Source organism: Mycobacterium mantenii, from assembly GCF_010731775.1.
Taxonomy (GTDB): Bacteria; Actinomycetota; Actinomycetes; order Mycobacteriales; family Mycobacteriaceae; genus Mycobacterium; species Mycobacterium mantenii.
This window is the reverse complement of sequence record NZ_AP022590.1, coordinates 5,818,275-5,842,572: the sequence shown is the minus strand read 5'-3', so window position 1 is coordinate 5,842,572 and position 24,298 is coordinate 5,818,275. Positions and strand designations below refer to the sequence as shown.

The 24,298-nt window shown below is 67.2% G+C and carries 25 protein-coding genes and 2 pseudogenes; 10 read left to right on the top strand and 17 right to left on the bottom strand.

The features are described 5' to 3' along the window. Window positions 1–11: 11 nt before the first annotated feature. Complete coding sequence (locus G6N50_RS27015) at window positions 12–1,421, bottom strand: glucose-6-phosphate dehydrogenase (protein WP_083096207.1); 1,410 nt, start codon at window positions 1,419–1,421, stop codon at window positions 12–14. 121 nt (window positions 1,422–1,542) lie between these two features. Between G6N50_RS27015 and G6N50_RS27010 the strand changes: the two genes are divergently transcribed. Then, window positions 1,543–2,376, top strand: coding sequence for an adenylate/guanylate cyclase domain-containing protein (locus G6N50_RS27010; RefSeq protein WP_083096209.1), 834 nt, complete (start codon window positions 1,543–1,545; stop codon window positions 2,374–2,376). On the opposite strand, the gene G6N50_RS27005 is transcribed toward G6N50_RS27010, so the two are convergent. Continuing rightward, the gene (locus G6N50_RS27005; protein WP_083096210.1) at window positions 2,328–2,537 is read right to left on the bottom strand and encodes a hypothetical protein; all 210 of its coding nucleotides are present in this window, start codon (window positions 2,535–2,537) and stop codon (window positions 2,328–2,330) included. The genes G6N50_RS27010 and G6N50_RS27005 overlap by 49 nt on opposite strands. Window positions 2,538–2,694: 157 nt before the next feature. On the opposite strand from G6N50_RS27005, the gene G6N50_RS27000 reads away from it, so the two are divergent. Beyond that, window positions 2,695–3,375 (top strand): guanylate cyclase, encoded by a 681-nt coding sequence (locus G6N50_RS27000; RefSeq protein WP_083096288.1) that lies wholly within the window; start codon window positions 2,695–2,697, stop codon window positions 3,373–3,375. Window positions 3,376–3,382: 7 nt separating this feature from the next. On the opposite strand, the gene G6N50_RS26995 is transcribed toward G6N50_RS27000, so the two are convergent. The 9 genes and pseudogenes from G6N50_RS26995 to ychF all read right to left on the bottom strand — a co-directional run bounded on the left by G6N50_RS26995 (window position 3,383) and on the right by ychF (window position 9,256). Then, window positions 3,383–3,706, bottom strand: coding sequence for a putative quinol monooxygenase (locus G6N50_RS26995; RefSeq protein ID WP_083096212.1), 324 nt, complete (start codon window positions 3,704–3,706; stop codon window positions 3,383–3,385). A 362-nt stretch (window positions 3,707–4,068) separates the two neighbouring features. Beyond that, window positions 4,069–4,635: a peptidoglycan endopeptidase gene (locus tag G6N50_RS26990; protein WP_170298338.1), complete on the bottom strand. Its 567-nt coding sequence runs from the start codon at window positions 4,633–4,635 to the stop codon at window positions 4,069–4,071. A gap of 192 nt (window positions 4,636–4,827) precedes the next feature. After that, window positions 4,828–5,139: pseudogene (locus G6N50_RS29935) on the bottom strand (hypothetical protein). A gap of 46 nt (window positions 5,140–5,185) precedes the next feature. Then, on the bottom strand, window positions 5,186–5,569 hold the full coding sequence (locus G6N50_RS26985) for a hypothetical protein (protein ID WP_083096215.1): 384 nt from the start codon (window positions 5,567–5,569) through the stop codon (window positions 5,186–5,188). A 106-nt stretch (window positions 5,570–5,675) separates the two neighbouring features. Then, window positions 5,676–6,305, bottom strand: a pseudogene (locus G6N50_RS26980) (cation transporter). 167 nt (window positions 6,306–6,472) lie between these two features. Continuing rightward, on the bottom strand, window positions 6,473–7,117 hold the full coding sequence (locus G6N50_RS26975; protein WP_083096217.1) for a class I SAM-dependent methyltransferase: 645 nt from the start codon (window positions 7,115–7,117) through the stop codon (window positions 6,473–6,475). A 141-nt stretch (window positions 7,118–7,258) separates the two neighbouring features. Beyond that, window positions 7,259–7,717 carry a hypothetical protein gene (locus G6N50_RS26970; protein WP_083096219.1) on the bottom strand — a complete coding sequence of 153 codons (459 nt, stop codon included), beginning with the start codon at window positions 7,715–7,717 and terminating at the stop codon, window positions 7,259–7,261. A 78-nt stretch (window positions 7,718–7,795) separates the two neighbouring features. Further along, window positions 7,796–8,146 (bottom strand): hypothetical protein, encoded by a 351-nt coding sequence (locus G6N50_RS26965; protein ID WP_083096221.1) that lies wholly within the window; start codon window positions 8,144–8,146, stop codon window positions 7,796–7,798. A gap of 18 nt (window positions 8,147–8,164) precedes the next feature. Beyond that, on the bottom strand, window positions 8,165–9,256 hold the full coding sequence (gene ychF, locus G6N50_RS26960; protein ID WP_083096223.1) for a redox-regulated ATPase YchF: 1,092 nt from the start codon (window positions 9,254–9,256) through the stop codon (window positions 8,165–8,167). 143 nt (window positions 9,257–9,399) lie between these two features. On the opposite strand from ychF, the gene G6N50_RS26955 reads away from it, so the two are divergent. Beyond that, entirely contained in the window at window positions 9,400–10,614 is a 1,215-nt protein-coding gene (locus G6N50_RS26955) for a DUF6542 domain-containing protein (RefSeq protein WP_179970071.1), read from the top strand. Window positions 10,615–10,666: 52 nt separating this feature from the next. On the opposite strand, the gene G6N50_RS26950 is transcribed toward G6N50_RS26955, so the two are convergent. Then, window positions 10,667–11,665, bottom strand: a complete 999-nt coding sequence (locus G6N50_RS26950) for a 4-hydroxy-3-methylbut-2-enyl diphosphate reductase (RefSeq protein WP_083096225.1) — start codon at window positions 11,663–11,665, stop codon at window positions 10,667–10,669. 89 nt (window positions 11,666–11,754) lie between these two features. Between G6N50_RS26950 and G6N50_RS26945 the strand changes: the two genes are divergently transcribed. From G6N50_RS26945 to G6N50_RS26930, 4 genes are all read left to right on the top strand, one after another. Beyond that, window positions 11,755–12,354 (top strand): lipid droplet-associated protein, encoded by a 600-nt coding sequence (locus G6N50_RS26945; protein WP_083096227.1) that lies wholly within the window; start codon window positions 11,755–11,757, stop codon window positions 12,352–12,354. Beyond that, window positions 12,351–13,610: an exodeoxyribonuclease VII large subunit gene (gene xseA, locus G6N50_RS26940; protein ID WP_083096229.1), complete on the top strand. Its 1,260-nt coding sequence runs from the start codon at window positions 12,351–12,353 to the stop codon at window positions 13,608–13,610. The genes G6N50_RS26945 and xseA overlap by 4 nt, the downstream gene beginning before the upstream one ends. Beyond that, complete coding sequence (locus G6N50_RS26935) at window positions 13,600–13,866, top strand: exodeoxyribonuclease VII small subunit (RefSeq protein WP_083096231.1); 267 nt, start codon at window positions 13,600–13,602, stop codon at window positions 13,864–13,866. The genes xseA and G6N50_RS26935 overlap by 11 nt, the downstream gene beginning before the upstream one ends. 61 nt (window positions 13,867–13,927) lie before the next feature. After that, window positions 13,928–15,028: a 3-beta-hydroxysteroid dehydrogenase gene (locus G6N50_RS26930; RefSeq protein ID WP_083096233.1), complete on the top strand. Its 1,101-nt coding sequence runs from the start codon at window positions 13,928–13,930 to the stop codon at window positions 15,026–15,028. On the opposite strand, the gene G6N50_RS26925 is transcribed toward G6N50_RS26930, so the two are convergent. Genes G6N50_RS26925 through G6N50_RS26915 form a run of 3 tightly spaced genes read right to left on the bottom strand, consistent with a single transcriptional unit; the run spans window position 15,025 to window position 18,132 of the window. Next, on the bottom strand, window positions 15,025–16,569 hold the full coding sequence (locus tag G6N50_RS26925) for a carboxylesterase/lipase family protein (protein WP_083096234.1): 1,545 nt from the start codon (window positions 16,567–16,569) through the stop codon (window positions 15,025–15,027). The genes G6N50_RS26930 and G6N50_RS26925 overlap by 4 nt on opposite strands. Window positions 16,570–16,596: 27 nt before the next feature. Next, window positions 16,597–17,394, bottom strand: coding sequence for a dienelactone hydrolase family protein (locus G6N50_RS26920; protein WP_083096236.1), 798 nt, complete (start codon window positions 17,392–17,394; stop codon window positions 16,597–16,599). Between the two features lie 30 nt (window positions 17,395–17,424). After that, the gene (locus tag G6N50_RS26915; protein WP_083096238.1) at window positions 17,425–18,132 is read right to left on the bottom strand and encodes a DUF4245 domain-containing protein; all 708 of its coding nucleotides are present in this window, start codon (window positions 18,130–18,132) and stop codon (window positions 17,425–17,427) included. 55 nt (window positions 18,133–18,187) lie between these two features. Here G6N50_RS26915 and glpX point away from each other — a divergent pair, with 55 nt between their 5' ends. Genes glpX through G6N50_RS26900 form a run of 3 tightly spaced genes read left to right on the top strand, consistent with a single transcriptional unit; the run spans window position 18,188 to window position 21,783 of the window. Next, window positions 18,188–19,267 carry a class II fructose-bisphosphatase gene (gene glpX / locus G6N50_RS26910; RefSeq protein ID WP_083096240.1) on the top strand — a complete coding sequence of 360 codons (1,080 nt, stop codon included), beginning with the start codon at window positions 18,188–18,190 and terminating at the stop codon, window positions 19,265–19,267. A gap of 26 nt (window positions 19,268–19,293) precedes the next feature. Continuing rightward, a complete protein-coding gene (locus G6N50_RS26905) occupies window positions 19,294–20,706 on the top strand; it encodes a class II fumarate hydratase (protein WP_083096242.1) in 1,413 nt (470 codons plus the stop codon). 54 nt (window positions 20,707–20,760) lie between these two features. Next, window positions 20,761–21,783 carry a flagellar basal body-associated FliL family protein gene (locus G6N50_RS26900; RefSeq protein WP_083096244.1) on the top strand — a complete coding sequence of 341 codons (1,023 nt, stop codon included), beginning with the start codon at window positions 20,761–20,763 and terminating at the stop codon, window positions 21,781–21,783. Between the two features lie 15 nt (window positions 21,784–21,798). Here the strand turns inward: G6N50_RS26900 and G6N50_RS26895 are convergent, their stop codons facing one another. Continuing rightward, entirely contained in the window at window positions 21,799–23,241 is a 1,443-nt protein-coding gene (locus G6N50_RS26895) for an adenylate/guanylate cyclase domain-containing protein (protein ID WP_179970194.1), read from the bottom strand. Window positions 23,242–23,397: 156 nt separating this feature from the next. Then, entirely contained in the window at window positions 23,398–24,273 is an 876-nt protein-coding gene (locus tag G6N50_RS26890) for a polysaccharide deacetylase family protein (RefSeq protein ID WP_083096248.1), read from the bottom strand. Between the last annotated feature and the right edge of the window lie 25 nt (window positions 24,274–24,298).

Here is a 24,298-nt window from a genome sequence, read left to right as displayed (position 1 = left end):
GTCCCGTCTCCCTAGTGTTGGTTGGGCGTGCTGCGCGGCAACCACGGCTCTTGCCAGTTGTGGTGACCACGCACCACCGCGTGCGCGGCCTCGGGTCCCCAGGAGCCCTGGTCGTAATGGTGGATTCGGCCCGGCCTGTCCAAGACGGGCTGCACGATGCGCCACGTCTCCTCGATGGCATCTTCACGGGCGAATAGCTGGCGATCCCCGTTGAACGCGGCGTACAGCAACCGCTCGTAGGGCCGGACCGGTTCGCCGAGATCCTCGGCGAACGACGAGTCCAGGTGCACGTCGTGCCACGAATCGCGGGCCTGGGCGGACAACTGCAGCCGCATCCCGGGATCGGGGTCGATGCGCAGCACGATCTGGTTGCACTCGGGCGGCCGGCGGTTGGGCAGGAACGAAAACCCGGGAACGTGGTGCAGAAACATCCGGACCTCGGTGACCTTCTCCGGCAACGCCTTTCCGGCGCGCAGGAAGATCGGCACTCCGGCCCAGCGCCAGTTGTCGATCTCGGTCCGCAGCGCGATGTAGGTCTCGGTGGTCGAATCCTTTGCCACGCCCGCGACGTCGGTGTAGCCGCGGTATTGTCCGCGGACGCAACGCTCCGGATCCAGCGCCGGCATCGCCCGGAAAACCTCGGCCTTCTTGTCGTTCAGGTCGTCGGCGCCCGCGCCGACCGGCGGCTCCATGGCGACCAGCGCCAGCACCTGCAGCAGGTGGTTTTGCACGACGTCGCGCAGTGCGCCCACCGCGTCGTAGAACTTGCCGCGGTCCTCGATGCCGAAGTCCTCGGCCATGGTGATCTGGATCTCGGAGATGCTGTCGCGGTCCCACAGCTTGGCCAGCCCGTTGTTGGCGAACCGCAGGTACTGCAATTCTTCGACCGGCTGTTTGCCCAAAAAGTGGTCCACGCGCAGGATTTGGTCTTCGTCCAGCACCGCGCGTAGCCGCGCGTTGAGGTCGCGCGCCGAGTCCAGGTCGTGGCCGAACGGTTTCTCCACCGCCACCCGCGCCCGCTCCAGCAGGTCCGCTTTCGCCAGGTTCTCCACGATCGGCGCGAACAAGGCCGGCGGCATTTCCAGGTAGTAGAGCGGATGGGAATCCGACGGGATCTTCTTGGCGAGCTGCTTGTAGAGATCGGCGTCGGTGACGTCGCCGTGCAGGTAGGACAGTCGGTCCGCCAGCCGGTCGAAGACGGCGTCGTCGAACTTCTCCCCCGACGCCTTGATGGCATCGCGCGCCCGACCCTGTAGCTGCTCGAGGGTGATGTCGTCGCTGGCCACACCCACGATCGGATGGTTCAGCTCCTTGCGGCGCTCGAGCCGGTACAACGCGCGAAACGTCATTTTTCGCGCCAGATCGCCGGTGATTCCGAAGATCACCAGCAGGTCAGATGGGTTACTGTCGTCCTCGGCCAAAATCGCTCCTCCCGAAAGTCACCTGATCGGCTCCCTTGAGATCACTACCCGCGGCCGGCGGACTCAACACTAGACACTGCAAATTGGGCCGACAAGCTGGGTGGACCGCAGCCTTGGAAGGATGACCGGCATGCATGACGCGCTGCACGTTGCGGTCTACATCCTTGCCGGGATCGCCGCGCTCGAAGGCGTCGCCCTGATCGTGCTGTGGCAGTTGCTCGTGCGCAGTCAGCGGGAGCTCGACGAGTTGCGCCAGCGGACCGATACCCGCAATCAGCTGCTGTCGGGTGGTCGCGAGGCCGTCAAAAGGGTGTGGAACACCGCCAACCTGATGCGCAAGGAGGGTTTCGGCGCGGCGGTGCGCAGCAGCATCGAGGACCTCGCGGACTGGGCGGAAGTCGAGCGACCCGACCTCGCCCGCGTCACCCCGGACGGCCGGGTGGTGATCTTGTTCTCCGACATCGAGGAATCCACCGCGCTCAACGAGCGAATCGGCGACCGGGCGTGGGTCAAGCTGATCAGCTCGCACGACAAGCTGGTCTCGGATCTGGTGCAGCGGCGGTCCGGTCATGTGGTGAAGAGCCAGGGCGACGGATTCATGATCGCGTTCGCTCGCGCCGAACAAGCGGTGCGGTGCGGCATGGACCTGCAGCGTGCGTTGCACAGGGATGCGAATCGCAAGCGGCGCGAGGAGATTCGCGTCCGGATCGGCATTCACATGGGGCGCTCGGTGCGCCGCGGCGAAGATCTGTTCGGCCGCAACGTCGCGATGGCGGCTCGGGTTGCCGCACAGGCGGTCGGTGGCCAGATCCTGGTGAGTCAGCCCGTGCGCGACGCGCTTTCCGACTGCGATGGGATCCGGTTCGACGGGGGCCGCGACGCGGAGCTGAAGGGGTTTTCGGGCACCTACCGCTTGTTCGCCGTCGAATCCCCGGCCGATTCCGAGCCGGACTGAAGGCCGTCCCCGTCGTATTCGGCCAACCGCTGGTGCAGCCGACCGCGGACCTCGTCGGCGGTGTATGCGCGTCGTTTGCGTTCGTCGCGAACCACCAGCACACCCCCGGCGACGACACCGGCGGCACCGGCCAACCCCAGCCACTTCCACACATTGCGCATGACACCAAGGCTATGCGCAGCCGAGTCGTGATGGCCCGGTTGTGATTGACTTGTGTGCCCGCAACGTACGGCAAACGCATCGCGCGTGACGTACCGCCGGGCTGGTATTGGCGACGACAGTGGCGAAAGCTGCAGCGGCGAACGGGCTTACACGACGATGCTCACCTTGAACCAAGCGCTCGAGCAGACCCGCACCGGCGACCTCTGGCTGTTCCGCGGCGGCTCGGGACCGGACCGCGCCATCCAGACGCTGACGAACAGCCCCGTGAACCACGTCGGCATGACGGTGGCCATCGACGACCTGCCGCCGCTGATCTGGCACGCCGAACTGGGTGACAAGCTCGTCGACCTGTGGACCGGAACGAATCATCGTGGCGTGCAACTCAACGACCTTGCGCAATCGGTGTTGCAGTGGTCGCAGCGCTACCACCAACGGTGCTGGCTACGCCAGCTGACGCCGCCGGCCACCCGGGAGCAGGAGAACAAGCTGCTGCGCGTGATCGCGCGGATGGACGGCACCGCGTTTCCGACCACCATGCGCTTGACCGGCCGGTGGCTGCGCGGCCGGCTCCCGAACGCCTACGACTGGACGCGCGGAATCCCGTTCGTGGACAAGAAGGTTCGAGAATCGACGCAGCGACGCAAAGAGCGCCAGCGGCTGGGCCTGGAGGTCGCCTACTGCGCTGAAACGGTGGCCATCACCTATGAGGAAATAGGGCTGCTGACCACGGAGAAGTACGCCAACTACTTCGACCCGGGATCGTTCTGGAGCGGGGACAGGCTCCCACTCACACCGGGTTATGCCCTGGGCGACGAGATCGAAATCGCGCTCGACTAGTCGAAAGCTAGCCAATCGCCATCTCGCCCATCTCCGACCAGCCCGTGGCGTCGATGGTCTGGTTGATGATCTTGGGCGTGGACTTCAGCGCCTGAGGCAGCTCTCGCATCGCTCGCTTGAAGTGATCGCTGTTGACGTGGACACCGCCCGCCTCGTCGTCGCGGAACGCCTCGACCAAGACGTACTCCGCCGGGTTGTTCAGGCTGCGCGACCATTCGAACCACAGATTGCCTTCCTCGGCGCGCGTGGCCGCGGTGAACGATGCGACGAGATCCGGCCACCGGTCGGTCCACTCGGGTTTGGTCTCGAACTTGACGACGATGAAGATCATTGCGGCCCCGCCTAGGTTCGCTGCTTCGGAGTTATGCCCGCCCGGTCTCCGCGGGCAGCGCCAGCCTATCGGCCCGTGGCCGTCGCGTGGCGGGGACAGTAGGACGGAAGTTCGCGGGGTAATGGTTACAGCAAAGTGTGCTCATGCGCCACAGATGGCACATGAGCACACTTTCGCCGCATTACAATCGTGCGTCACTGGTGGCGCGGGTCACACATTGGCCGATAACAGTGACACTTCACAATTCGCCGGACACCGAACCACCGGGGTTGACCGGGCGATACAACTCGCCATTATCCTCCGCGCGAATGCGGCCTATTTGTTATCAATTAGCAATTCCCACGCGGCCTGATAAAGGTAATTCAGGGGGCCGGCGGAGGTGGTGGTGCCGGAGCGTCGATTAAAACGGCCGGCGGCGCAGGGGCGTCCAACGGCGGCTGAGGCGGAGCATCCGGCGGGGGCGGCGGGGCATCCGGCGGCGGAGGCGAGGCATCCGGCGGGGGCGGCGGAGCGAAGAATGGCGGCGGAGCATCCGGCGGTGGCGCGCCACCACCGTCCGGTGCCATCGGGAGGAACATGTGATGCGTGAATCCGGCCTGGTAGGCGCCGGGGCCACCGACGTGGACGCCGCCTCGCTCACCGCTGGAGACCGATGTTCCATCCGGCAGTGTCACCGCGGTGTGGCCACCGTTCCAGCCGATGACCAACGCGTTGGGAGCGGTTCCATATTGGAAGCCGCGCGCCAGCAATGCACCCTCTTCGTTTCCAGTGTTGAATCGATTTCCAAAAACGGGCCTATCGGTTGCCGCATTCGCAATCCACGATGCGAGTCCCGAACAATCGGTCCCGGCGGGCGAATCTCCACCCGCAATATAAGGCGTGCCGGAGACCTGACCGATCAACGACATCAATGTTGCAATAACGACCATGGGCAGGGAGGCTAGCAATAAGATTTATTGCAAACCAAAATTTGTGGCGCAGGTCATTCGCTAAAAGGACAATGACCTGCGCCGCATTTAGAGCCAACTTATTACACACCGGTATATTTTCGGCAGCAAAACACCTGTGGTTCCGAGGTCGGTTTCTGCAGTTTGCCGCGGGCGCGTACCCATGGTCACCGACTAAGCGCCGTCGCCGCCTCGTTCGCTTCGCGCCGTCTCACGGTCGACGTCGGCTTGCTCCCGCCTCGCGCGGGCGCGCATGCCTCGCTCTTCCACGCGTTGCACGCGCTCGCGCTCCGCGGCCGTGCCCTCGCGTTCGTCCGCGCGTTACTCGCGCTCGTCCGCCAACCGCTCGCGCTCGTCCGCGATCCGGTCGCGCTGATCGGCGACCCGGTCTCTTCTACCGGCCTGAAATTCGCGTCGCGTGAGTTCAGCCTCGCGATGGGCCAGGATTTCCTCGCGCTCGTCGAGCGCGTGCTCCCGGCCTTCCAGCTCAGCTGGCGCACCAGTTGCACCCGATTTGGACCGCGGGGTCGGATCAGATCGGCGTCCATATTCCGTTGTTCCAGATTCCCCAGCTACCGGCGCCGGTGGGGTTCCACATCATCTGCGCCCCGGGCGCCCAGGCCGGTTGGGGCGGCTGCGGTGGTGCCCACGCCGGCGGAGGGCCCCAGGGTCCCCACCCCGCGGGGGCCGACGGGCCGCCCGGACGTTGCCAGTCGTGGCAGTGGTTCCAGTCCCAGTCGGAGACATTGCCCCAGGCCGGGTTCCATGGATCGCCCGGGCACCAGTGACCGGTGGGAGCCGGGGCCGGAGCCGCATGGGCGACGGTGCCGCCGGCCAAACCCAGTGCGGACAGCACCAGCGCGCCACCCACCAGGGCGCTCGTAGACCGCCGCACAGCCCGCTTTACAGTCGCCATACCTTCAGAATTTCCCTAGACGGGGATCCGGGCAAGTAGTAATTCGGATTTGGCGGGCGTCCCCGGGCGTTTAGGCACGGTCGGTCGGCGGATGCACGCGGCGGCGTCAGCAGCAATCGCGGCCGCGCCAGGCTTCGATCCCTTCCGAGACGGCGAGGCCGGCGATGACCAGTCCGGCCGCCGCGTCCAGCCATCAGCCGCCAGGCCAGACGGCGAGGACGGCCAGGGTGGCCAGCACTGCGGCGGCCTGGGCTGCGCACAGGTAGTTTTGTGTACCTTCTCCGGCGGTTGCCTGTGATTCCAGCCTTCGGCCCAGTCTCCGCTTGGCCCAACCCAAACCCGGCATGAGCACCAATGCCAGAGCGGTTAGGACGATGCCGATGACCGTGCTCTCCGGACGCGCATGTGTGAGCAGGTTGTGCACCGATTCCGCGGCGATGTACGGAGCGATGAGCCAGAACGAAACCGCGATACCGCGTTGCGCTTGCCGCTCGGCCGTCGCCGACAGGGTGCGCGACCCGGTGAACCGCCAGACGACGATTAAACTCGCCAGTCCTTCGACCGCGCTGCCGAGCGCCCAGCCGGTCAAAGAGATTGAACCCGTTGCGAATCCCTGCCAGAGGCCGAGTGCGCCCTCGGCGCACATCCACAGCAGGCTCGCCCAGGCGAGCCAGCGGGCCCAGCTGGCGGCGCGCGCCCATTCGGCGTCGCGCTCGCCGTCTCGAATGGGCGCCACATCGACGGTGCTGCAGCAGTCACAACCCTGCTCGCACGTGTCACTCACCCGGCAAGGATAGGCGGCCCGTCCTGCGGCGGACTAGACGTTGAACCGGAACGCGACCGAGTTCCGTCACCGATAAACATCTCGCCGCTTTGTAAGTGGTGCACAAGGGAGTCGCCACGTCAGCCCGGCAAGTCGCACACCAAAAGATGGAAGGCGCCTTGGCCATCACCGACGCGCCTGTCCTCAATCTGACCAAAACCCGCCTCGCGGATAGTCGGCACAAGTTCGTCGATGGGGCGCAACCGGAATCCATGGCGGGTGAAGGGCATTTTGGACATCTGATCCGGATCACCAACCCCGAGTACCAGTCGCCCGCCCGGCCGCAGCACTCTAACCAGCTCACTCAGAGCTGCGGCGAGGTCCGGTACGAAATAGATCGTGTTCGTCGAGATGATCGCGTCTAGTGCGGAATCTTCGAGAGGCAGGCTCTCCATCCGACCGGAATACAGACGTAACCGCCCGCGAGCAATGTCGTCAGAGAACCTGCGCTTTGCTTCTGTGAGCATCGTCTCCGACATCTCGACGCCGTGAACAACCGTGCCGTTGCGATCGAGCAAGATGTCGAGTCCGACGCCTCCGCCAAATCCGATGTCGGCGACTTCGGCCGCTGGTCCGCAACCCGTGGCGGCGACCGCAGCGACGACAATTGACCGATTGCCACGGTTGAGCAGCCGTCCGACCACCCGGCCTGCGAACCCAGTTGGTTCACCGAGCTGGCGAGCCAGAGCGGTAAGCGCACGTTCAACAAGCGGCATGGCGATCATTAGACCAGCTGCCGAAACCCGTGTCGCCGAATCTCGATTCCGCGCGATGCCTACTTGCTCACGTTGAACTGGAACTCGACTACACGTTGAACCGGAACTCCACCACGTCGTCGTCGGCCCCGACCGCTCTGGCGGGCCGCGTCACAGACACTCGCCACTATGGAATTGATTGCACACTGGGCAAAGCGGCGGGAGCTTCTCTCGCTGCGACGCGGCGTTCGCGCCGAGGTGGCCCGCGCCCAGCGGCGTCAACTTGACATTGGGGCCAACTGCCTGCAGTCGGGTCAAGCGGCTGGTGATGTGTTGAAGCAATCCGGGCGAACAGTGGTGATTCAGCAACTCGCGGAAGAGGTTGGCCTGCTCCTCGGCCTCGGAAGGCGCGGTCACGAGTTCGTCATCCAGGGAGAGGCGGACGATCCTGCGCACCGCCGCGACGCTGTCCGCGCGGATGGGCTCACCGGCCGCGACGGCCTCCTGCGCCATTTCGGCGTCGCTGAGCCCTCGCTTCATACCCGCAGCGACCTTGCCGAAGCGCGTGCTCGAACGGTTGACAAGGATCTCCTCGATCTCAGCCCGAAATGGCCTCGACTCGTCGGTCACGTCGCCTCCTTCACCACAGTCACGACTTCGATGTAGACGTTGATCCGAACCACGTCCCCGTCGGCCGGCGCTGCTCGTCTACGTCACAGGAATTGTCTTGTGCGTCCACCTCTCTGGCCCAGGAACGTCGTAGCCGAGCTGAATGGCACTCTCAGGGGTGTAACGGTCCTCCAGCCGGGCGATCAGCTTCGACACCTGCGAGGCGCCGCCAGTGGGCGACCGCTCATCGCTGGCCTCCCGCGCCTTTCCGCTCCGACTCACGTACCAGACGCGGCCGGCGTCCGACACGATCACTGCGGCGGTCCGGACACCCTTCCAGTCATTGTGCTTCACGGCCCAGAGCCGCAGTGCATCAAAGTCGTCCGAGTCGGCGAAAGCTGGATGCGAGCCCAGGAAGCCTGCAGATTCATAAAGCCGGTAATGCATCATGCCCCCCTCATCAGACGACTACTTCGACGGCTTTGTTGTTGCCCCGTGTCGGAACTCGACTACGTCGCCGTCGGCCATGACGTAATCCTTGCCCTCCATGCGCACCTTGCCGGCCGCCTTGGCCGCCGCCATCGAACCCGCGGCGATCAGGTCCTCGTAGGAGACGATTTCGGCTTTGATGAAGCCCTTTTCGAAGTCCGTGTGGATCACCCCCGCGGCCTTCGGCGCGGTGTCGCCCTGGTGAATCACCCACGCGCGCGCCTCTTTTGGGCCCGCCGTCAGGTAGGTCTGCAGCTTGAGGGTGTGAAAACCGGCCCGGGCCAACGCATCGAGTCCACGCTCGGTTTGCCCGATCGACTCCAGCAGCTCAGCAGCCGACTCGTCGTCCAGCTCTTGGAGTTCGGCCTCGATCTTCGCGTCGAGGAACACCGCGTCGGCAGGTGCGACCATCGCGCTCAGCTCGGCCTTGCGGGTATCGTCGGTCAGCACGGACTCGTCGGCGTTGAACACGTACAGAAACGGCTTCGTGGTCATCAGATTCAGCTCGCGCAGCAGTGACGTGTCGACGCCGGCCGAAAACAGCGTCTTGCCCGAGTCCAGTACGGCCTGCGCGGCGACGGCCGCCTCGTGCACGGGCTTGCGCTCCTTGTTGTTGCGGGCTTCCTTTTCCAGCCGCGGCACCGCACGCTCAAGCGTCTGCATGTCGGCGAGGATCAGCTCGGTCTCGATCACCTCGATGTCCGAGGCCGGATCGACCTTGCCGTCGACGTGCACCACGTCGTCGTCGGCGAACACCCGCACCACCTGGCAGATCGCGTCACACTCGCGGATGTTGGCCAGGAACTTGTTGCCCAGCCCGGCGCCCTCGGAGGCGCCCTTGACGATGCCGGCGATGTCGACGAACGTCACCGGCGCCGGCACGATCTTCTCGGAATCGAACATCTCGGCCAGCTTGTCCAGCCGGGGATCGGGCAGCGGGACGACGCCCTCGTTGGGCTCGATCGTCGCAAACGGATAATTGGCCGCCACCACGTTGTTCCGGGTCAGCGCGTTGAACAAGGTCGACTTGCCGACGTTGGGCAAACCCACTATTCCCAGGCTCAGGCTCACGGGGAACCAAGTCTAGGGGTCTTGGCGCCGACGGGCGCCGGGGACCGTTGGTCGCCGCCGATCGCGCGCCCCGGGCGTGGCACGCCCGTGATCCCTACGAGGTATTTACGGGCCTTTCGGCCCATTCCCGGTACGGTCTACATGTGTCAGCACAGCGGGCAAGTTCGGCGGTGGAGGGTGCCCACCGTTCGATCCATCCAAAGATCCCAGGTGTCCCCTGGTACGCAGCCCTGCTTATCGCCGTCACCGCGACCGCCATCGGCTACGGAATTGACGCTGGTCACAAGGAACTGACCCACGTCTTCGCCGGCTTCTATATAGCCGGCTGCGTGGCGGCGGTGCTGGCGGTGCGCCAGGATGGCATCTTCACCACGATCATCCAGCCGCCCCTGATCCTTTTCGGCGCGGTCCCGGGCGCCTATTGGCTGTTCCATGACGCCAAAATGGGCCGGCTCAAAGACCTGCTGATCAACTGTGGCTATCCGCTGATCGAGCGCTTCCCGCTGATGCTGGGCACCGCGGGCGCGGTGCTGGCGATCGGGCTGGCCCGCTGGTACTTCGGAAACGCTTACACGCCAAGCACAACCGCGAACACCGTTGAGGACACCGCCGGCGGCGCGGGTGCCGGCGTGAAGTCCTTCTTCAACGGCATCGTCGCCAAAGCGCAGTCCGTGCTGCAGTCCGACGCCGACGCGGACGACGCCGACGACAGCACCGATTCCCCCCGCCGCCACACGTCGGGATCCACGTCGCGGACCCGCCGCACGACGCGCAGCACCCGCACCTCCACGCGTTCGGCCCGGACCCGTTCCCGGCATGCGCGCGAGCCTCTGGGCGACGGGTCCGAACCGGTCGAGCGGCCCGAGCGGCCGAGGCGCAGCACCCGCCGCAGCGCCGCGCCGGCGCGCGACTACGACGCCGCCGAGCCGCCCCGGCGGTCACGCCGCCGACCCCGGCCGGACGCCGACCCCGATCCCCGCGGCGGGCGGGACGCCCGTCGCGAGCCGCGCACCCGCCGCAGCCCGTACGAGCGGCCCACGCCGCGGAGCAGCCGTTTCGACGGCTTCGAGTCCTACCGGGACAGGTACGAGCCGCCGAGCGGCCCGAATTCCGCGGGCCGGTATGAGAACCGCTACGAGAGCCGCGAGCCCTACGAGCCGTCCTACGAACCGAGGCGCAAGCGGCCCCCGTCAAACGGCTCCACCGGGACGCATCACCCCATCTCGCAGGTCCGCTACCGCGGCACCGGTTCGCAAGATCCGCCGCGCGAGCCGCACACCGAGCGCCGCAGCCGCTCGCGGACACCCGGACGGTCGCACGGACAGCCCCCGGCGGAATCCTGGGAGTACGACGTCTAGCGGCGCAGGCGGGTGCGACGGGTCGCCGCCGGTGGTCTGAGCGCTCGGTGGCTCAGCGAACCGACCGGATCTCGCGCGGCAGCGCGAACACCAGGGTCTCCTGCGCGGTCGTGACCGGCTGCACCACGTCGTAGCCGCACTCGGCGAGCCGTGCCAGCACGCCTTCGACCAGGACTTCGGGAACCGACGCACCCGAGGTGACGCCCACCGTGGTGACGCCTTCCAGCCACGCCGGGTCGATGTCGTCGGCCCAATCGACCAGGTGCGCGGCCGCGGCCCCGCCGCCCAGCGCCACTTCCACGAGCCGCACCGAATTCGATGAATTGCGAGAGCCGACGACGATCACCAACTCACACGCCGGCGCCATCGCCTTGACCGCGACCTGCCGGTTCTGCGTCGCGTAGCAGATGTCGTCGCTGGGCGGATCCTGCAGCTTCGGGAACCGTTCCCGCAGCCGCTCGACGATTTCCATGGTCTCGTCGACCGACAGGGTGGTCTGGGACAGCCACACCACCTTGTTCTCGTCGCGCACCGTCACCTTGTCCGCGCCGGCGACCCCGTCGACCAGCTGCACGTGGTCGGGCGCCTCCCCGGCGGTGCCGACGACCTCCTCGTGGCCCTCGTGGCCGATGAGCAGGATGTCGTAGTCGTTGCGCGCGAATCGCCTGGCCTCGTTGTGCACCTTGGTCACCAGGGGGCACGTGGCGTCGATGGTGTGCAGGTTGCGGTCGGCGGCGGCGGCGTGCACCGTGGGCGCGACGCCGTGCGCGGAAAACACCACGATGGCGCCCTCGGGCACCTCGTCGGTCTCCTCGACGAACACCGCACCAGCCTTTTCCAGCGTGCTTACCACGTGCCGGTTGTGCACGATCTCGTGACGCACGTACACCGGTGGGCCGTGCTTCTCCAGGGCGCGTTCCACGGTCTCCACGGCCCTGTCGACGCCCGCGCAGTATCCGCGCGGCTCGGCCAGGAGCACTCGCTTGCGGGCTGGTTCGCCGGCTACCGATCGGACCGCGCCGGGAATCCCCATGTCGATGGTCGGCGGCATGACGTCCAGGGTACTGACTGCCGACACGGGGTTGCCAGCTCGCACCGGTGGGCTTGGAGTTAGCCGCCGCTTAGGGCAATCTTGGACCCATGGGCACTGCACCGTATGGAGTTCGGCTGCTGGTCGGCGCGGCGACGCTCGCCGTCGAGGAGACCATCAGGCTGCCGAAAACCATCCTGATGTACCCGATGACACTGGCCAGCCAGGCGGCGCACATCGTGATGCGCTTTCAGCAGAACCTCGCGGAGCTGGCGATCAAGGGCGACAGCACCCTCGAATCGATTTTCCCGCCCCGGGACGAAAAACCGGAATGGGCGACTTTCGACGAGGACCTCAACGACGCGATCGACGCCGCTAACGGCGCGCCGCAGGACGGCGGTGAGGGCGAGCGCCGGGCCGAGGGCCGGTTCGCGCTGTACTCGGTGGCCGACGCGCACGAGGACGCCAGCGCCCTGACCAAGGGCGCCCGGCAATCGAAGAAGCCGGCCGCCAACGCGTCGGTTCCGCAGCCGGCGGTCGTCGCCGAATTGGACTACTCGTCGCTGACGCTGGCGCAGCTGCGGGCCCGTCTGCAATCGCTGCGCGTGGACGAACTCGAAGCCCTGCTGGCCTACGAGCAGGCCACCAAGGGCCGCGCACCGTTCCAGACGCTGCTCGCCAACAGGATCACCCGCGCGAACGCGAAGTGACCCCGGCCGTTACCTCCGAACCGAATTCCGCCGAGAACCCGTTCCCGGTACGTGCGGTGGCCATCCGGGTCGCGGGCTGGATCGACAAGCTGGGCACCGTCTGGGTCGAGGGCCAGCTGGCCCAGATCTCGATGCGGCAGGACTCCAAAACCGTGTTCATGGTGCTGCGCGACCCGGCCGCCGACATGTCGCTGACGGTGACGTGCCCGCGCGATCTGGTGCTGAACGCGCCGGTGAAGCTGGCCGAGGGCACGCAGGTTGTGGTGCGCGGCAAGCCGTCTTTTTACACGGGCCGGGGCACATTCTCCTTGCGGCTCACCGAGATTCGCGCTGTCGGCGTGGGCGAGCTGCTGGCCCGCATCGATCGGCTGCGCCGGCTGCTGGATGCCGAAGGGCTTTTCGATCCGCGGCTCAAGCGGCCGATCCCCTTCCTGCCCAACATGATTGGCCTGATCACCGGCCGGGCCAGCGCCGCCGAGCACGACGTGACGACCGTGGCGACCGCACGCTGGCCCGGCGTGCGGTTCGCGGTGCGCAACACCGCGGTCCAAGGCCCCAACGCGGTCGCCCAGATCGTCGGGGCGCTAGGCGAACTCGATCGTGACGGCGAGGTCGACGTCATCGTGATCGCCCGAGGCGGCGGCAGCGTGGAGGATCTGCTCCCGTTCTCCGACGAGACGCTGTGCCGCGCCATCGCGGCCTGCCGCACCCCGGTGATCAGCGCGGTCGGCCACGAACCCGACAACCCGCTGTGCGATCTGGTCGCCGATTTGCGAGCGGCCACGCCCACCGACGCGGCGAAGAAGGTGGTGCCCGACACCGCCGCCGAGCAGCGGCTGGTCGACGACCTGCGCCGGCGCAGCGCGCAGGCGTTGCGCAACTGGGTGTCCCGCGAGCAGCGGGCGCTGGCCCAGATCCGCAGCCGCCCGGTGCTGGCCGAGCCGCTGGCGGCGTTGACGGCGCGTGCCGACGAGGTGCACCGGGCGCGGTCGGCGATTCGCCGGGACATCACCCGGCTGGCCGCCACCGAGACCGAGCGGGTCGGCCACCTGAGCGCGCGGCTGGCGACGTTGGGGCCGGCGGCGACGCTGGCCCGTGGTTACGCCATCGTGCAAACCACCGTGCAAGCCATCGGGGCGACGACGAGCCACGTGCTCCGTTCGGTCGATGACGCGCCGGCGGGCACGCGGCTGCGGGTGCGGGTGGCCGACGGCGCCGTGGCCGCCGTGAGCGAAGGACGGACCGATGGCGGGTAAGAACGGCGGGGACGGCTCCCCCGCCCCGAACGAGGGCGAAGTCATTACACCTATTAGTCATCTGGGCTATGAGGCGTGCCGGGACGAACTGATCGAGGTCGTCCGCGTGCTGGAGCAGGGCGGTTTGGACCTCGATGAGTCGCTGAAGCTATGGGAAAGAGGCGAACAGCTGGCTAAACGCTGCGAAGAGCACTTAGCTGGAGCTCGCAAGAAAATCGAGGATGCGCTCGCGGCGGGCGAGGCCGAGGATGGCTGAATTCGGTGATATCGGGGGTCTTGGTTGAAAACTCTTTGCCAACTTGGAACACGTTGCAGTTATGCTCTCAGACATGGGTGATGCATCGCTGACGGCCGAACTCGGCCGCGTCCTGGTCACCGGGGGCTCCGGATTCGTCGGCGCGAACCTGGTAACCACCCTGCTCGACCGCGGGCATCAGGTCCGCTCCTTCGACCGCGCGCCCTCGCCGCTGCCGCCACACCCGCGGCTGGAGGTGCTGCAGGGCGACATCACCGACACGGCCGCGTGCGCCCAAGCGGTCGACGGTATCGACACCGTCTTCCACACCGCGGCGATCATCGACCTGATGGGCGGTGCGTCGGTGACCGACGAGTACCGGCAGCGCAGCTTCGGCGTCAACGTCGGGGGCACCGAGAACCTGGTCCGCGCCGGGCAGGCGGCCGGGGTGCAGCGCTTCGTCTACACCTCGTCCAACAGCGTCGTGATGGGCGGCCAGAACATCGCCGGCGGCGACGAGACGCTGCCTTACACCGACCGGTTCAACGACCTGTATACCGAGACCAAAGTGATCGCCGAGCGATTCGTGTTGGGCCAGAACGGTGTTGGCGGCCTGTTGACGTGTGCGATTCGGCCCAGCGGCATCTGGGGCCGGGGCGATCAGACGATGTTCCGCAAGCTGTTCGAGAGCGTGATCGCCGGGCACGTCAAGGTGCTGATCGGCCGCAAATCGGCCCGGTTGGATAACTCATACGTGCACAACCTGATTCACGGTTTCATCCTGGCTGCCGAGCATCTGACCCCGGGTGGCACCGCGCCCGGCCAGGCGTACTTCATCAACGACGCCGAGCCGATCAACATGTTCGAGTTCGCCAGGCCGGTGGTCGAGGCCTGCGGCGAGAAGTGGCCACGGGTCCGGGTGAACGGCCCCATCGTGCGCGCGGCGATGACGGGTTGGCAGCGGCTGCATTTCCGGTTCGGCATACCGGCGCCGCTGCTCGAGCCGCTCGCCGTCGAGCGGCTGTACCTGGACAACTTCTTCTCCATCGCCAAGGCGTCCCGCGACCTCGGTTATCAGCCCCTGTTCACCACCGAGCAGGCGCTGTCGGAATGCCTGTCGTACTACGTCGAGATGTTCGACCAGATGAAGCGACAAACGCTGGCGGACAAGGCATCCGCCTAGCGGAAGCTCACCATTTCGCTGCCCCACGCCGCGCGGATGTTGGCGTCGACGTCGTGCGCGACGGCGTCGCTGCGGTCGATGATCAGGCAGGAACGGTCGTTCCCCGCATACGGCGTCCATTCCGGCTCGCCGGCCGGGCCCGCGGGCTTCGTGTGCGCGGCGAAATTGATCCATCGGGTGCGCACCCTCTTGGATACCGCCTTGGCGGTTTTGGCACCGCCGAGCTTCAGCGTGGGATCCCTGGGCGCCCCGAGAGTGCCCCAGACGTAAGGCAGTTCGGTGGCGTGCGCGGCGTTGACCAACAGCAGCTTCATTATCGGGGTGGCGTAATCGAACCGGTACAGATACACCGGCGCCACCCGGCTGTGCCCCTCGGCCAGCCACACCGACGGCATCCGGAAGCCGACGTCGGTCGCGATGCTCAAAATCCTTGCCTTGCGCCGCATTCGCGAATACGCCGAGCCGATTACTTCTTCGGTGGGCAACTGCAGATCGGGTTGTTCGGCGGCGATCTGGTTGAACATCGACGTGATCGCGCTCGGAGTGATCGGCATCAGCCGCGACCGCATCAACCGGAAGAGCGCCGCCTCGTGTTTGTTGGTGCCGATGATCAGCGGGACCGGATGTGAGCGGCCCTCTTGCGCGAGCTTGACCGGGTAGTCGGTCAGCACGTCGCCGTCGACGATCGGGACGAAGGCCAGCGTTCCCGGGTTGCGCACCGGCACTTCGTCGAACACCTGTTGCGACGCGGCCAAGATCGCGCTCATCGGCATGTCGACCAGTCGCTGGGATTCCGACGGCGAGACTCCCAGCCGGTCGAGGAAGGCCTGGGCCACCCGTCCGGCGCGTTCGCGGTCGTAAACGGAAGTGGCCGGCGAGCTTTGCGCGATCGCCCTGGCGAACAGCCCCCTGGCCGGCGGGCTGGCCAGCAGCGTGGTGACTATCCCGGCCCCGGCGGACTCGCCGAACAGCGTGACCCGCTGCGGATCGCCGCCGAAGGCAGCGATGTTGTCGCGCACCCACGCCAGCGCCGCCAGCACGTCGCGGAGCCCGACATTCGAGTCGAAATGCCGCCCTGCGCTGTCGACCGACGACAGGTCGAGAAAGCCGAGCGCCCCGAGCCGGTAGTTGACGCTCACCACGACGACGTCGCCGTGGCTGACCAGTCTGCGGCCGTCATAGAGCGTCTGGCTGCTCGACCCCAGGACGTAGGCGCCGCCGTGCACCCAAAGCATCACCGCTTTGGCATCACCGGTCCGGGTGTCAGAGGACGCCCAGATGTTGAGCCGCAGGCAGTCTTCGCCCTGCGCCGCGCCCAAATCCAATGGCATGTTGGGGAATACGGGTTGCGGGCAGGCGGGCCCGAAAGCGGTGGCGTCGGCGACCTCGGTCCACCGCGCGGGCGGTTGAGGCGCCCGGAAACGCAGCTCGCCCACGGGGGCCGCCGCGTACCGAATGCCCTTCCACGCCTTGACACCGTCGTCCTCGATGCCCCGGACCGGGCCGTAGTCGGTGTCGACCACAAGGTCGTCGATCGCCATACGCGTACAAAATCTCCTGAAACGAACTTAGAAAAGGCGTTGCGTGAGGAACTCGACCACTCGCTTGCGGGCCTCGTAGGCGGGATGGCCGTCGACTTCGCGGACCTCGTCGGTGAGCACCGAGTGCGCCATCTTGCCGAAGCCGTGCTGATTGCCGGGGCCCGAATCGATGTCGATCACCTCGAAGGCGTTACCGAGGCGCTGCTTGAGCGTCGCGAACCGCTCGCCGGGTGCCATCTTGTCCTCGCTGAACCGCAGGCCCATGGCGCACAAGCCGTCGTTGGCGCACCGGTCGGCCACGGTGGTCAGCTCGGATTCGCTCAGGCCGGGGTCGCGGCGCCGTGCGGCGCCCAGCGGGAACGGGACCGACGGCTGCGAGAGCACCGGCGCCAGCACGCTGTCGTCGACCGCGGCGGCCAGCGCGAACCCGCCGGTGAAGCACTGGCCGATCACGCCGACGCCCTTGCCCGGCGTCGATGCGTTGAGGTCGCTGGCCAGCGCACGCAGGAACAACGCCACCGGTCGCTGCTTGTTCAGTGCCAGCGCGGCGAATTCCCTTGCCACACAGGCTCGCCCGATGCTGCCGAGGATGTAGCCGGCCGTCTTGGCCTTGCCCGGTTCGCCGAACAATGACGGCATCGCGACGGTGAAGCCGTTGTCCACCAGGTGATTACCCAAGGCGAGCACACCGGGATGGATCCCGGGGAGTTCGGGGATCAGCACCACCCCGGGGCCGCTGCCCTTGCGGTAGATGTCATGGGTGTATCCGCCACCGCTGAACGGTGCCACCGACCATCCGGACAGATCAGCCTCTGGTGCAGTCACGTTGACGATCCCTTTGCTTGCGCGGGCGGGCTAGCGGCTTGGCAAAGGCGGTTGCGATTGCGTCGCCGACGCCAGCGTACGGAATTGATCGGTGTTTCCGGCGCCGGTTATCGCAATTTGGGCGCCGCTCGGGCCACCCAGCCGGGTCGTCCATACCGGCTCGGCGTCCGCGCCGTTCTGGCCGGAACCCTGATAGACCACCCACCTGGTCCCACCGACGTCGACCGTTCCGGTCGGGTAGGCGGACTGATGAATCGAATTGACGAGCTTGTCCTCATCGGCGTTGCTCTGGGTCAGGCTCAGATACATCCCGGTCGGACTGATGTAGCCGACGACCGAGACGGGCGCGTTCACCCGTTGACCGCCGGCGGGATCGGTCCGCCCGCCCTGGATACCGCCGCGGTGGCCGGAGTTGGCCTGCCAGCCGGCGGGCAGCTGCGGTTGGCGGATGGGAAAGCCGAGCGTGGCAGCGTCCGCACGCAGGGCCGCCCCCGCGTCATAGCGCGGGACGGGGCCTTCGTGGTTGCCGAGCTGAAACGAGCACATGCCCAGCATCCCGGCCAGCACGATGCACCCGATGACCAGCGGAATCAGGGACCAGAACATGTCCCGGCCGTCCTGCAACAGCCGGGGTTTGGCCGGCTTCGGAACCGGGCGGGCCGCCGGTCCGGCCTGCGCAGACGGCGTGCCGGCCACGTTCCCATCAAGCTGGGCATTCAGCGGCGGCTCTTCCGTCATCCCCCGAGTATCCCAGTTCCAGCGGACCGATCCGCTTCTGGGACAATCACCAACCATGACAGTTGAGGGCGAACGCTCGTCCGCCGCCACCGGGCGGGCCCCAGCGCAGGGGCGACCGCGCGGTGAGGCGCCCGACCGCAACCTGGCTTTGGAACTGGTCCGCGTCACCGAGGCCGGTGCCATGGCCGCAGGTCGCTGGGTCGGCCGCGGCGACAAAGAGGGCGGCGACGGGGCAGCCGTCGACGCGATGCGCGAGCTGGTCAACACGGTGTCCATGCGCGGAGTCGTCGTCATCGGCGAGGGCGAAAAAGACCATGCGCCGATGCTCTACAACGGCGAGGAGGTCGGTAACGGCGACGGCGCGGAGTGCGACTTCGCCGTCGACCCGATCGACGGCACCACGCTGATGAGCAAGGGCATGCCCAACGCCATCTCCGTGCTGGCGGTGGCCGACCGCGGCGCGATGTTCGACCCGTCGGCGGTGTTCTACATGAACAAGATCGCCGTCGGGCCCGAGGCCGCCAATGTGCTCGACATCACCGCGCCGATCGCCGAGAACATCAAGGCCGTCGCCAAGGTCAAGGCGCTGTCGGTGCGCGACATGACCGTGTGCATCCTGGACCGGCCGCGGCACGCCCAGCTGATCGACGACGTGCGGGCCACCGGTGCCCGCATCCGGCTGATCACCGACGGTGACGTCGCCGGCGCGATCTCGGCCTGCCGGCCGCACTCGGGCACCGACATGCTGGCCGGGATCGGCGGCACCCCGGAAGGCATCATCGCCGCCGCCGCCATCCGCTGCATGGGCGGCGCCATCCAGGCGCAGCTGGCTCCCACGGACGACGCGGAACGCCAGAAGGCCATCGACGCGGGCCACGACGTGGACCGCGTGCTGACCACCGAGGACCTGGTGTCCGGTGAGAACGTGTTCTTCTGCGCGACCGGAGTCACCAACGGCGACCTGCTCAAGGGTGTGCAGTATTACCCCGGCGGCTGCACCACGCAGTCGATCGTGATGCGGTCGAAATCGGGCACCGTGCGCATGATCGAGGCCTACCACCGGCTTTCGAAACTCAACGAGTACTCCGCGATCGACTTCACCGGCGACACCTCCGCCGCCTATCCCCTGCCCTGAACCAACACCAGCGAGGACTGCTACCTATGGCCGATAGCGCCGCCGACACCGAATACCGCATCGAACACGACACCATGGGCGAGGTTCGGGTGCCCGCAAAAGCGTTGTGGCGCGCCCAAACCCAACGCGCGGTCGAGAACTTCCCGATTTCGGGCCGCGGCCTGGAACGCACCCAGATCCGCGCCTTGGGCCTGCTGAAGGGCGCCTGCGCGCAGGTGAACAAGGACCTCGGGCTGCTGGCGCCGGAGAAGGCCGACGCGATCATCGCCGCGGCGGCCGAGATCGCCGACGGCCGGCACGACGATCAGTTCCCCATCGACGTCTTCCAGACCGGTTCGGGCACCAGCTCCAACATGAACACCAACGAGGTGATCGCCAGCATCGCGGCCGCCAACGGTGTGACGGTGCATCCCAACGACGACGTCAACATGTCGCAGTCGTCCAACGACACCTTCCCCACCGCAACCCACATCGCGGCCACCGAGGCCGCCGTGCGTCACCTGATCCCGGCGCTCGAGGTGCTGCACGACGCCCTGGCCGGCAAGGCCCGCGAGTGGCACACCGTGGTCAAGTCCGGCCGCACCCACCTCATGGACGCCGTCCCGGTGACGCTCGGCCAGGAGTTCAGCGGCTACGCCCGCCAGATCGAGGCGGGCATCGAGCGGGTGCGCGCGGCGCTACCGCGGCTGGGTGAGCTGGCCATCGGCGGCACCGCGGTCGGCACCGGCCTGAACGCCCCCGACGGCTTCGGCGCCAAGGTGGTCGAGACGTTGATCGCCTCCACCGGCCTGAGCGAATTGCGCACGGCGGCAAACTCGTTCGAGGCGCAGGCGGCGCGCGACGGACTGGTCGAGGCTTCCGGCGCGCTGCGCACCATCGCGGTGTCACTGACCAAGATCGCCAACGACGTTCGCTGGATGGGCTCCGGCCCGCTGACCGGCCTGGCCGAAATCCAGCTGCCCGACCTGCAGCCGGGCAGCTCGATCATGCCGGGCAAGGTGAATCCCGTTCTGCCGGAAGCCGTTACCCAGGTCGCCGCGCAGGTGATCGGTAATGACGCCGCGGTGGCCGTCGGCGGCCTGTCCGGCGCGTTCGAGCTCAACGTCTACATCCCAATGATGGCCCGCAACGTCCTGGAGTCCTTCAAGCTGCTGACCAACGTGTCGAGGCTGTTCGCCGAGCGCTGCATCACCGGGCTGGCGGCCAATGTCGAGCACCTGCGCGAGCTGGCCGAGTCGTCGCCGTCCATCGTGACGCCGCTGAACTCGGCGATCGGCTACGAGGAGGCCGCCGCGGTGGCCAAGCAAGCACTCAAGGAGCGCAAGACGATTCGCCAGACCGTGATCGACCGCGGCCTGATCGGCGACAAGCTGTCGGAAGAGGAGCTCGACCGGCGGCTCGACGTGCTGGCAATGGCCAAAGTCAAACCCGAGGACTGAGCCCGGCAGTCCGGGGGTGACGGCGGTGGTCGACGAGAGTGAGGGTGGTATTTCATGACGGTTCCTCCCAGCGGTCCCTACGGTCAGGGGCCCTACGGAAGCAATCCGCATGGGCAGGAACCGAATTGGGGCGGACAGCCGCCGGCCGGCGGTCCCGGTCCCTATCCGCCGGGCGGTCCCGGCCCTTACCCGCCGGGCGGTCCCGGTCCTTACCCGCAGGGCGGTCCGTACGCCTACCCGCCGGGTGGCCCGTACCCGTACCCGCTGCCCGGCGCTCCCTACCCGGGCCAGCAGTATCCCCAACCCGGACAGCAGTTTCCGCCGGGCGGCCCGGGCGGCCCCTATCCCCCGGGACCGCCGCCGGGCGGACCGGGCTCGAAGCTGCCGTGGTTGATCATCGCCGGATTGGTCGTACTGGCGGTCATCGCGTTGGTGGCGACGCTGCTGGTGATGAACAGCGGCCATGACAACAAGCCGGCCTCCGCTCCCTCGACAACGAGCACCTCGGTCTCGCAGCCGAAGAACTCCGCGCAGAACGCGACAGACTGCACACCGAACGTGTCCGGCGGGGAGATGCCCCGGACCGACTCGATCGCCGCCGGCAAGCTGTCGTTCCCGGCCAGCGCGGCGCCGGCCGGGTGGACGGTGTTCTCCGACGACCAGGGCCCGAACCTGATCGGCGGCCTGGGCGTTGCCCAGGACGTGCCCGGGGCCAACCAGTGGATGATGACGGCCGAGGTCGGCGTCACCAACTTCGTTCCCAGCATGGACCTTACGGCGCAAGCCACGAAGTTGATGCAATGCATCGTCGCCGGCCCCGGTTACGCGAACGCGCAGCCCACGCTCGGACCGACGAAGTCGTCGTCGATCACCGTCGACGGCACCAAGGCCGTCCGGGTCGACGCCGACGTGACGATCGCCGACCCCAGCCGCAACGTCAAGGGCGACTCCGTGTCCATCATCGCCGTCGACACCAAGCCGGTCAGCGTCTTCATCGGCAGCACACCCATCGGGGACGCCGCGTCGGCGGGTCTGGTCGGCAAGATCATTGCCGCGCTGAAGGTTTCGAAGTCCTGACCCGAGTCGCCTCGGCTAGCTAGCGGGGCCCGCCGGCGCCGAGACGTGGGTGGCCTCCGATCGCCCGCGCAGCACCGTGGAATAGCACTCGGCCCACTGCGCGCGCTCGGCCTCGCTCGCGGCGTCGACGGCGCCCGCCGAACACAGGATCCGCCGGTCGGAGGTTTTGGCGAGGTCAGCCAGCCGGGCGGCTTCATTGACGGCGTCACCGATCACGGTGTATTCGTACCGGTTCTCGGCGCCGACATTGCCGGCGAACACCCGTCCCGCCGAGACGCCGATGCCGAAATCGACCGGCAGCCGCCGCAGTTGGGCGCCGAGCGCACGAGCGGTCGCCAACGCCGACGACGCCGGTTCGCTCGTCGGCAACGGCACCCCGAACACGGCCAGTGCGGCATCGCCGGCGAATTTGTTGACCAGCCCGTGGTGTTCGTCGACGGCGTGCACGACGATCCGGAAGAAGTCGTTGAGCACCGCGGCGACCTCTTGCGGGGGGCGGCTTTCGGCGAGCTGGGTGGATCCCACCAGGTCGATGAAAAGCACCGCCGCTTCGACCACGTCTCCCGACAGCGAGGCCCCCTCGGCGAGGGCACGCTGCGCGACGTCGGCCCCAACATGGCGTCCGAACAGGTCACGCAGCCGGTCCCGCTCGGCGAGCCCGGCCACCATCCGGTTGAATCCCGTTTGCAATCGCCCGATTTGGGACCGTTCGTAGGCGCCGACGTACGTTTCCATCCGGCCGTGCTCGACCTCGGCCATCGCGTCGACGACCTCGCCGACCGGATCCGAGATGGACCGCGAGGTCAAGAGCATGGTCGGCAGTCCTAGCACCAGCGCCGCCAGCGACACCACCAGAATCGGCACATCCAATGATGCGGACTTTTCGATCAACCACCCGTACGAGCGAAGGACGACCAGCGTCGCGATCACGGCAATGGGGAATGCGCTGCACAGGAACCACAGCAGAACCAGCCGCGCGTACACGCTCGGCACCGCCAGCCGTGGCTCGGCGCCCAGCGTGGCGGCCCGCATGATGGGCCGCAGGGTGCGTTGCGCGAGCAACATCGCTGTGCCGGCGGCGGCCGACCCGCCGAGCAGCACACCGAGCACGATGGGCAGCAGAAGCTGGGGCTTGCCAGTGAGATTCAGCAGGATGAAGATCCCACCGCTCAGCGCCCAGGCCGTCACCAGGATCGCCGACTGGCGACCGGCCAGCTTCATTACGGCTTCGCGCTGCGCCGGGGTGGGTTCGTCACCGGCGACATACCAGCGCACGGTGGGAGCCAGGCTGACGGCGCCGGCCACCGCGACACCGACGATGGCCAGCGCGATGAGCACCACCACCGACACCGTGTTCTGGCGCGCGAAGTCCGCGTTGGAGCCGACGGAAGTGTGGCCCCGCAACGGAATCAGGATGGCTGCCGCCTCGACGACAGCCAGGACGTAGGACAGGCTCAGATCGAGCTCGTATTGAAACAACCACCGTCGAAAGGACTTTGGCTGCCCCGTGGCGGGCCGCGCCGCCGGACCGCGCCATGGTCGCGGAAGCCGATCCCGAAGCCATCTCACGGTGATCACCCTACAAAGGTAGCCGCGTGCGGTCCGGAATTCGCTCTACGCACCGTTGTTCGGCCCACCGGAGTTCTGCCCGGGGATGTCGGTGATCGGGAAATTGGGCATCGGTTTCGGCGAGGGCGTGTTGGGCAGCGTGGGGATGTCGCCGGGCGGGATGTCGTGCAGGCCGTTGACGGGCGGACCGTTCTCCCGGCTGCCGTAACTGCTACCGGGAGAACGTGATCCCAGCAGATCGCTGACCGTCACCAGCCGGTAGCCGTTGGCCTTGAGCACCGGGATGAACTGGTACACCAGATCCACGGTGCTCGAGTAGGTGCTGTGCAGCAGGACCACCGAGCCGGGCTTGATGTAGGTCATCAGCATGTAGCGTGTCGCCGCCGTGTTCGAGTCGTTAGCCCAATCGAAAGGGATGACATCCCAGAGGATTTCGGCCAGCCCGAATTGGCCGGCCGCTTGCCGCACCACCGGGTCGGACAAGCCGCCCGCGGGCCGATACAGGGTTGGGGTGCGCCCGGTGGCGGCGGTGATCGCGTCGTTGGCCTTGGAGAATTGGGCGGCGATGTCCTCGCGCGGGATCGTCGTCATGTTGGGGTGTTCCCAGGTGTGGTTGCCGATCTCCATCCCGGCGTCGGCGATGCGCTTGGCGCCGGCCGGGTTGGCGGCCACCTTGTTGCCGATCAGGAAGAACGTGGCCTTGGCGTCGTTCTCCTTCAGGATCTGCAGCAGCCGCTCGTCGAACGGGCCCGGCCCGTCATCGAAGGTCAACGCGACGCACTTGGTGACCGAGCAGCTGAGGTCGTCGGCGCGCGTCACGTGACCCGTGAGCCCGCCGATCACCAGCACCGCGACGGCGGCCGCCACACCGACGACCGTGCGCCAGTAGCGCCAGGCCTGGGTGTCGGGTCGTTTCACCACCGTGGAAGTTTATCGAAGGGATGCC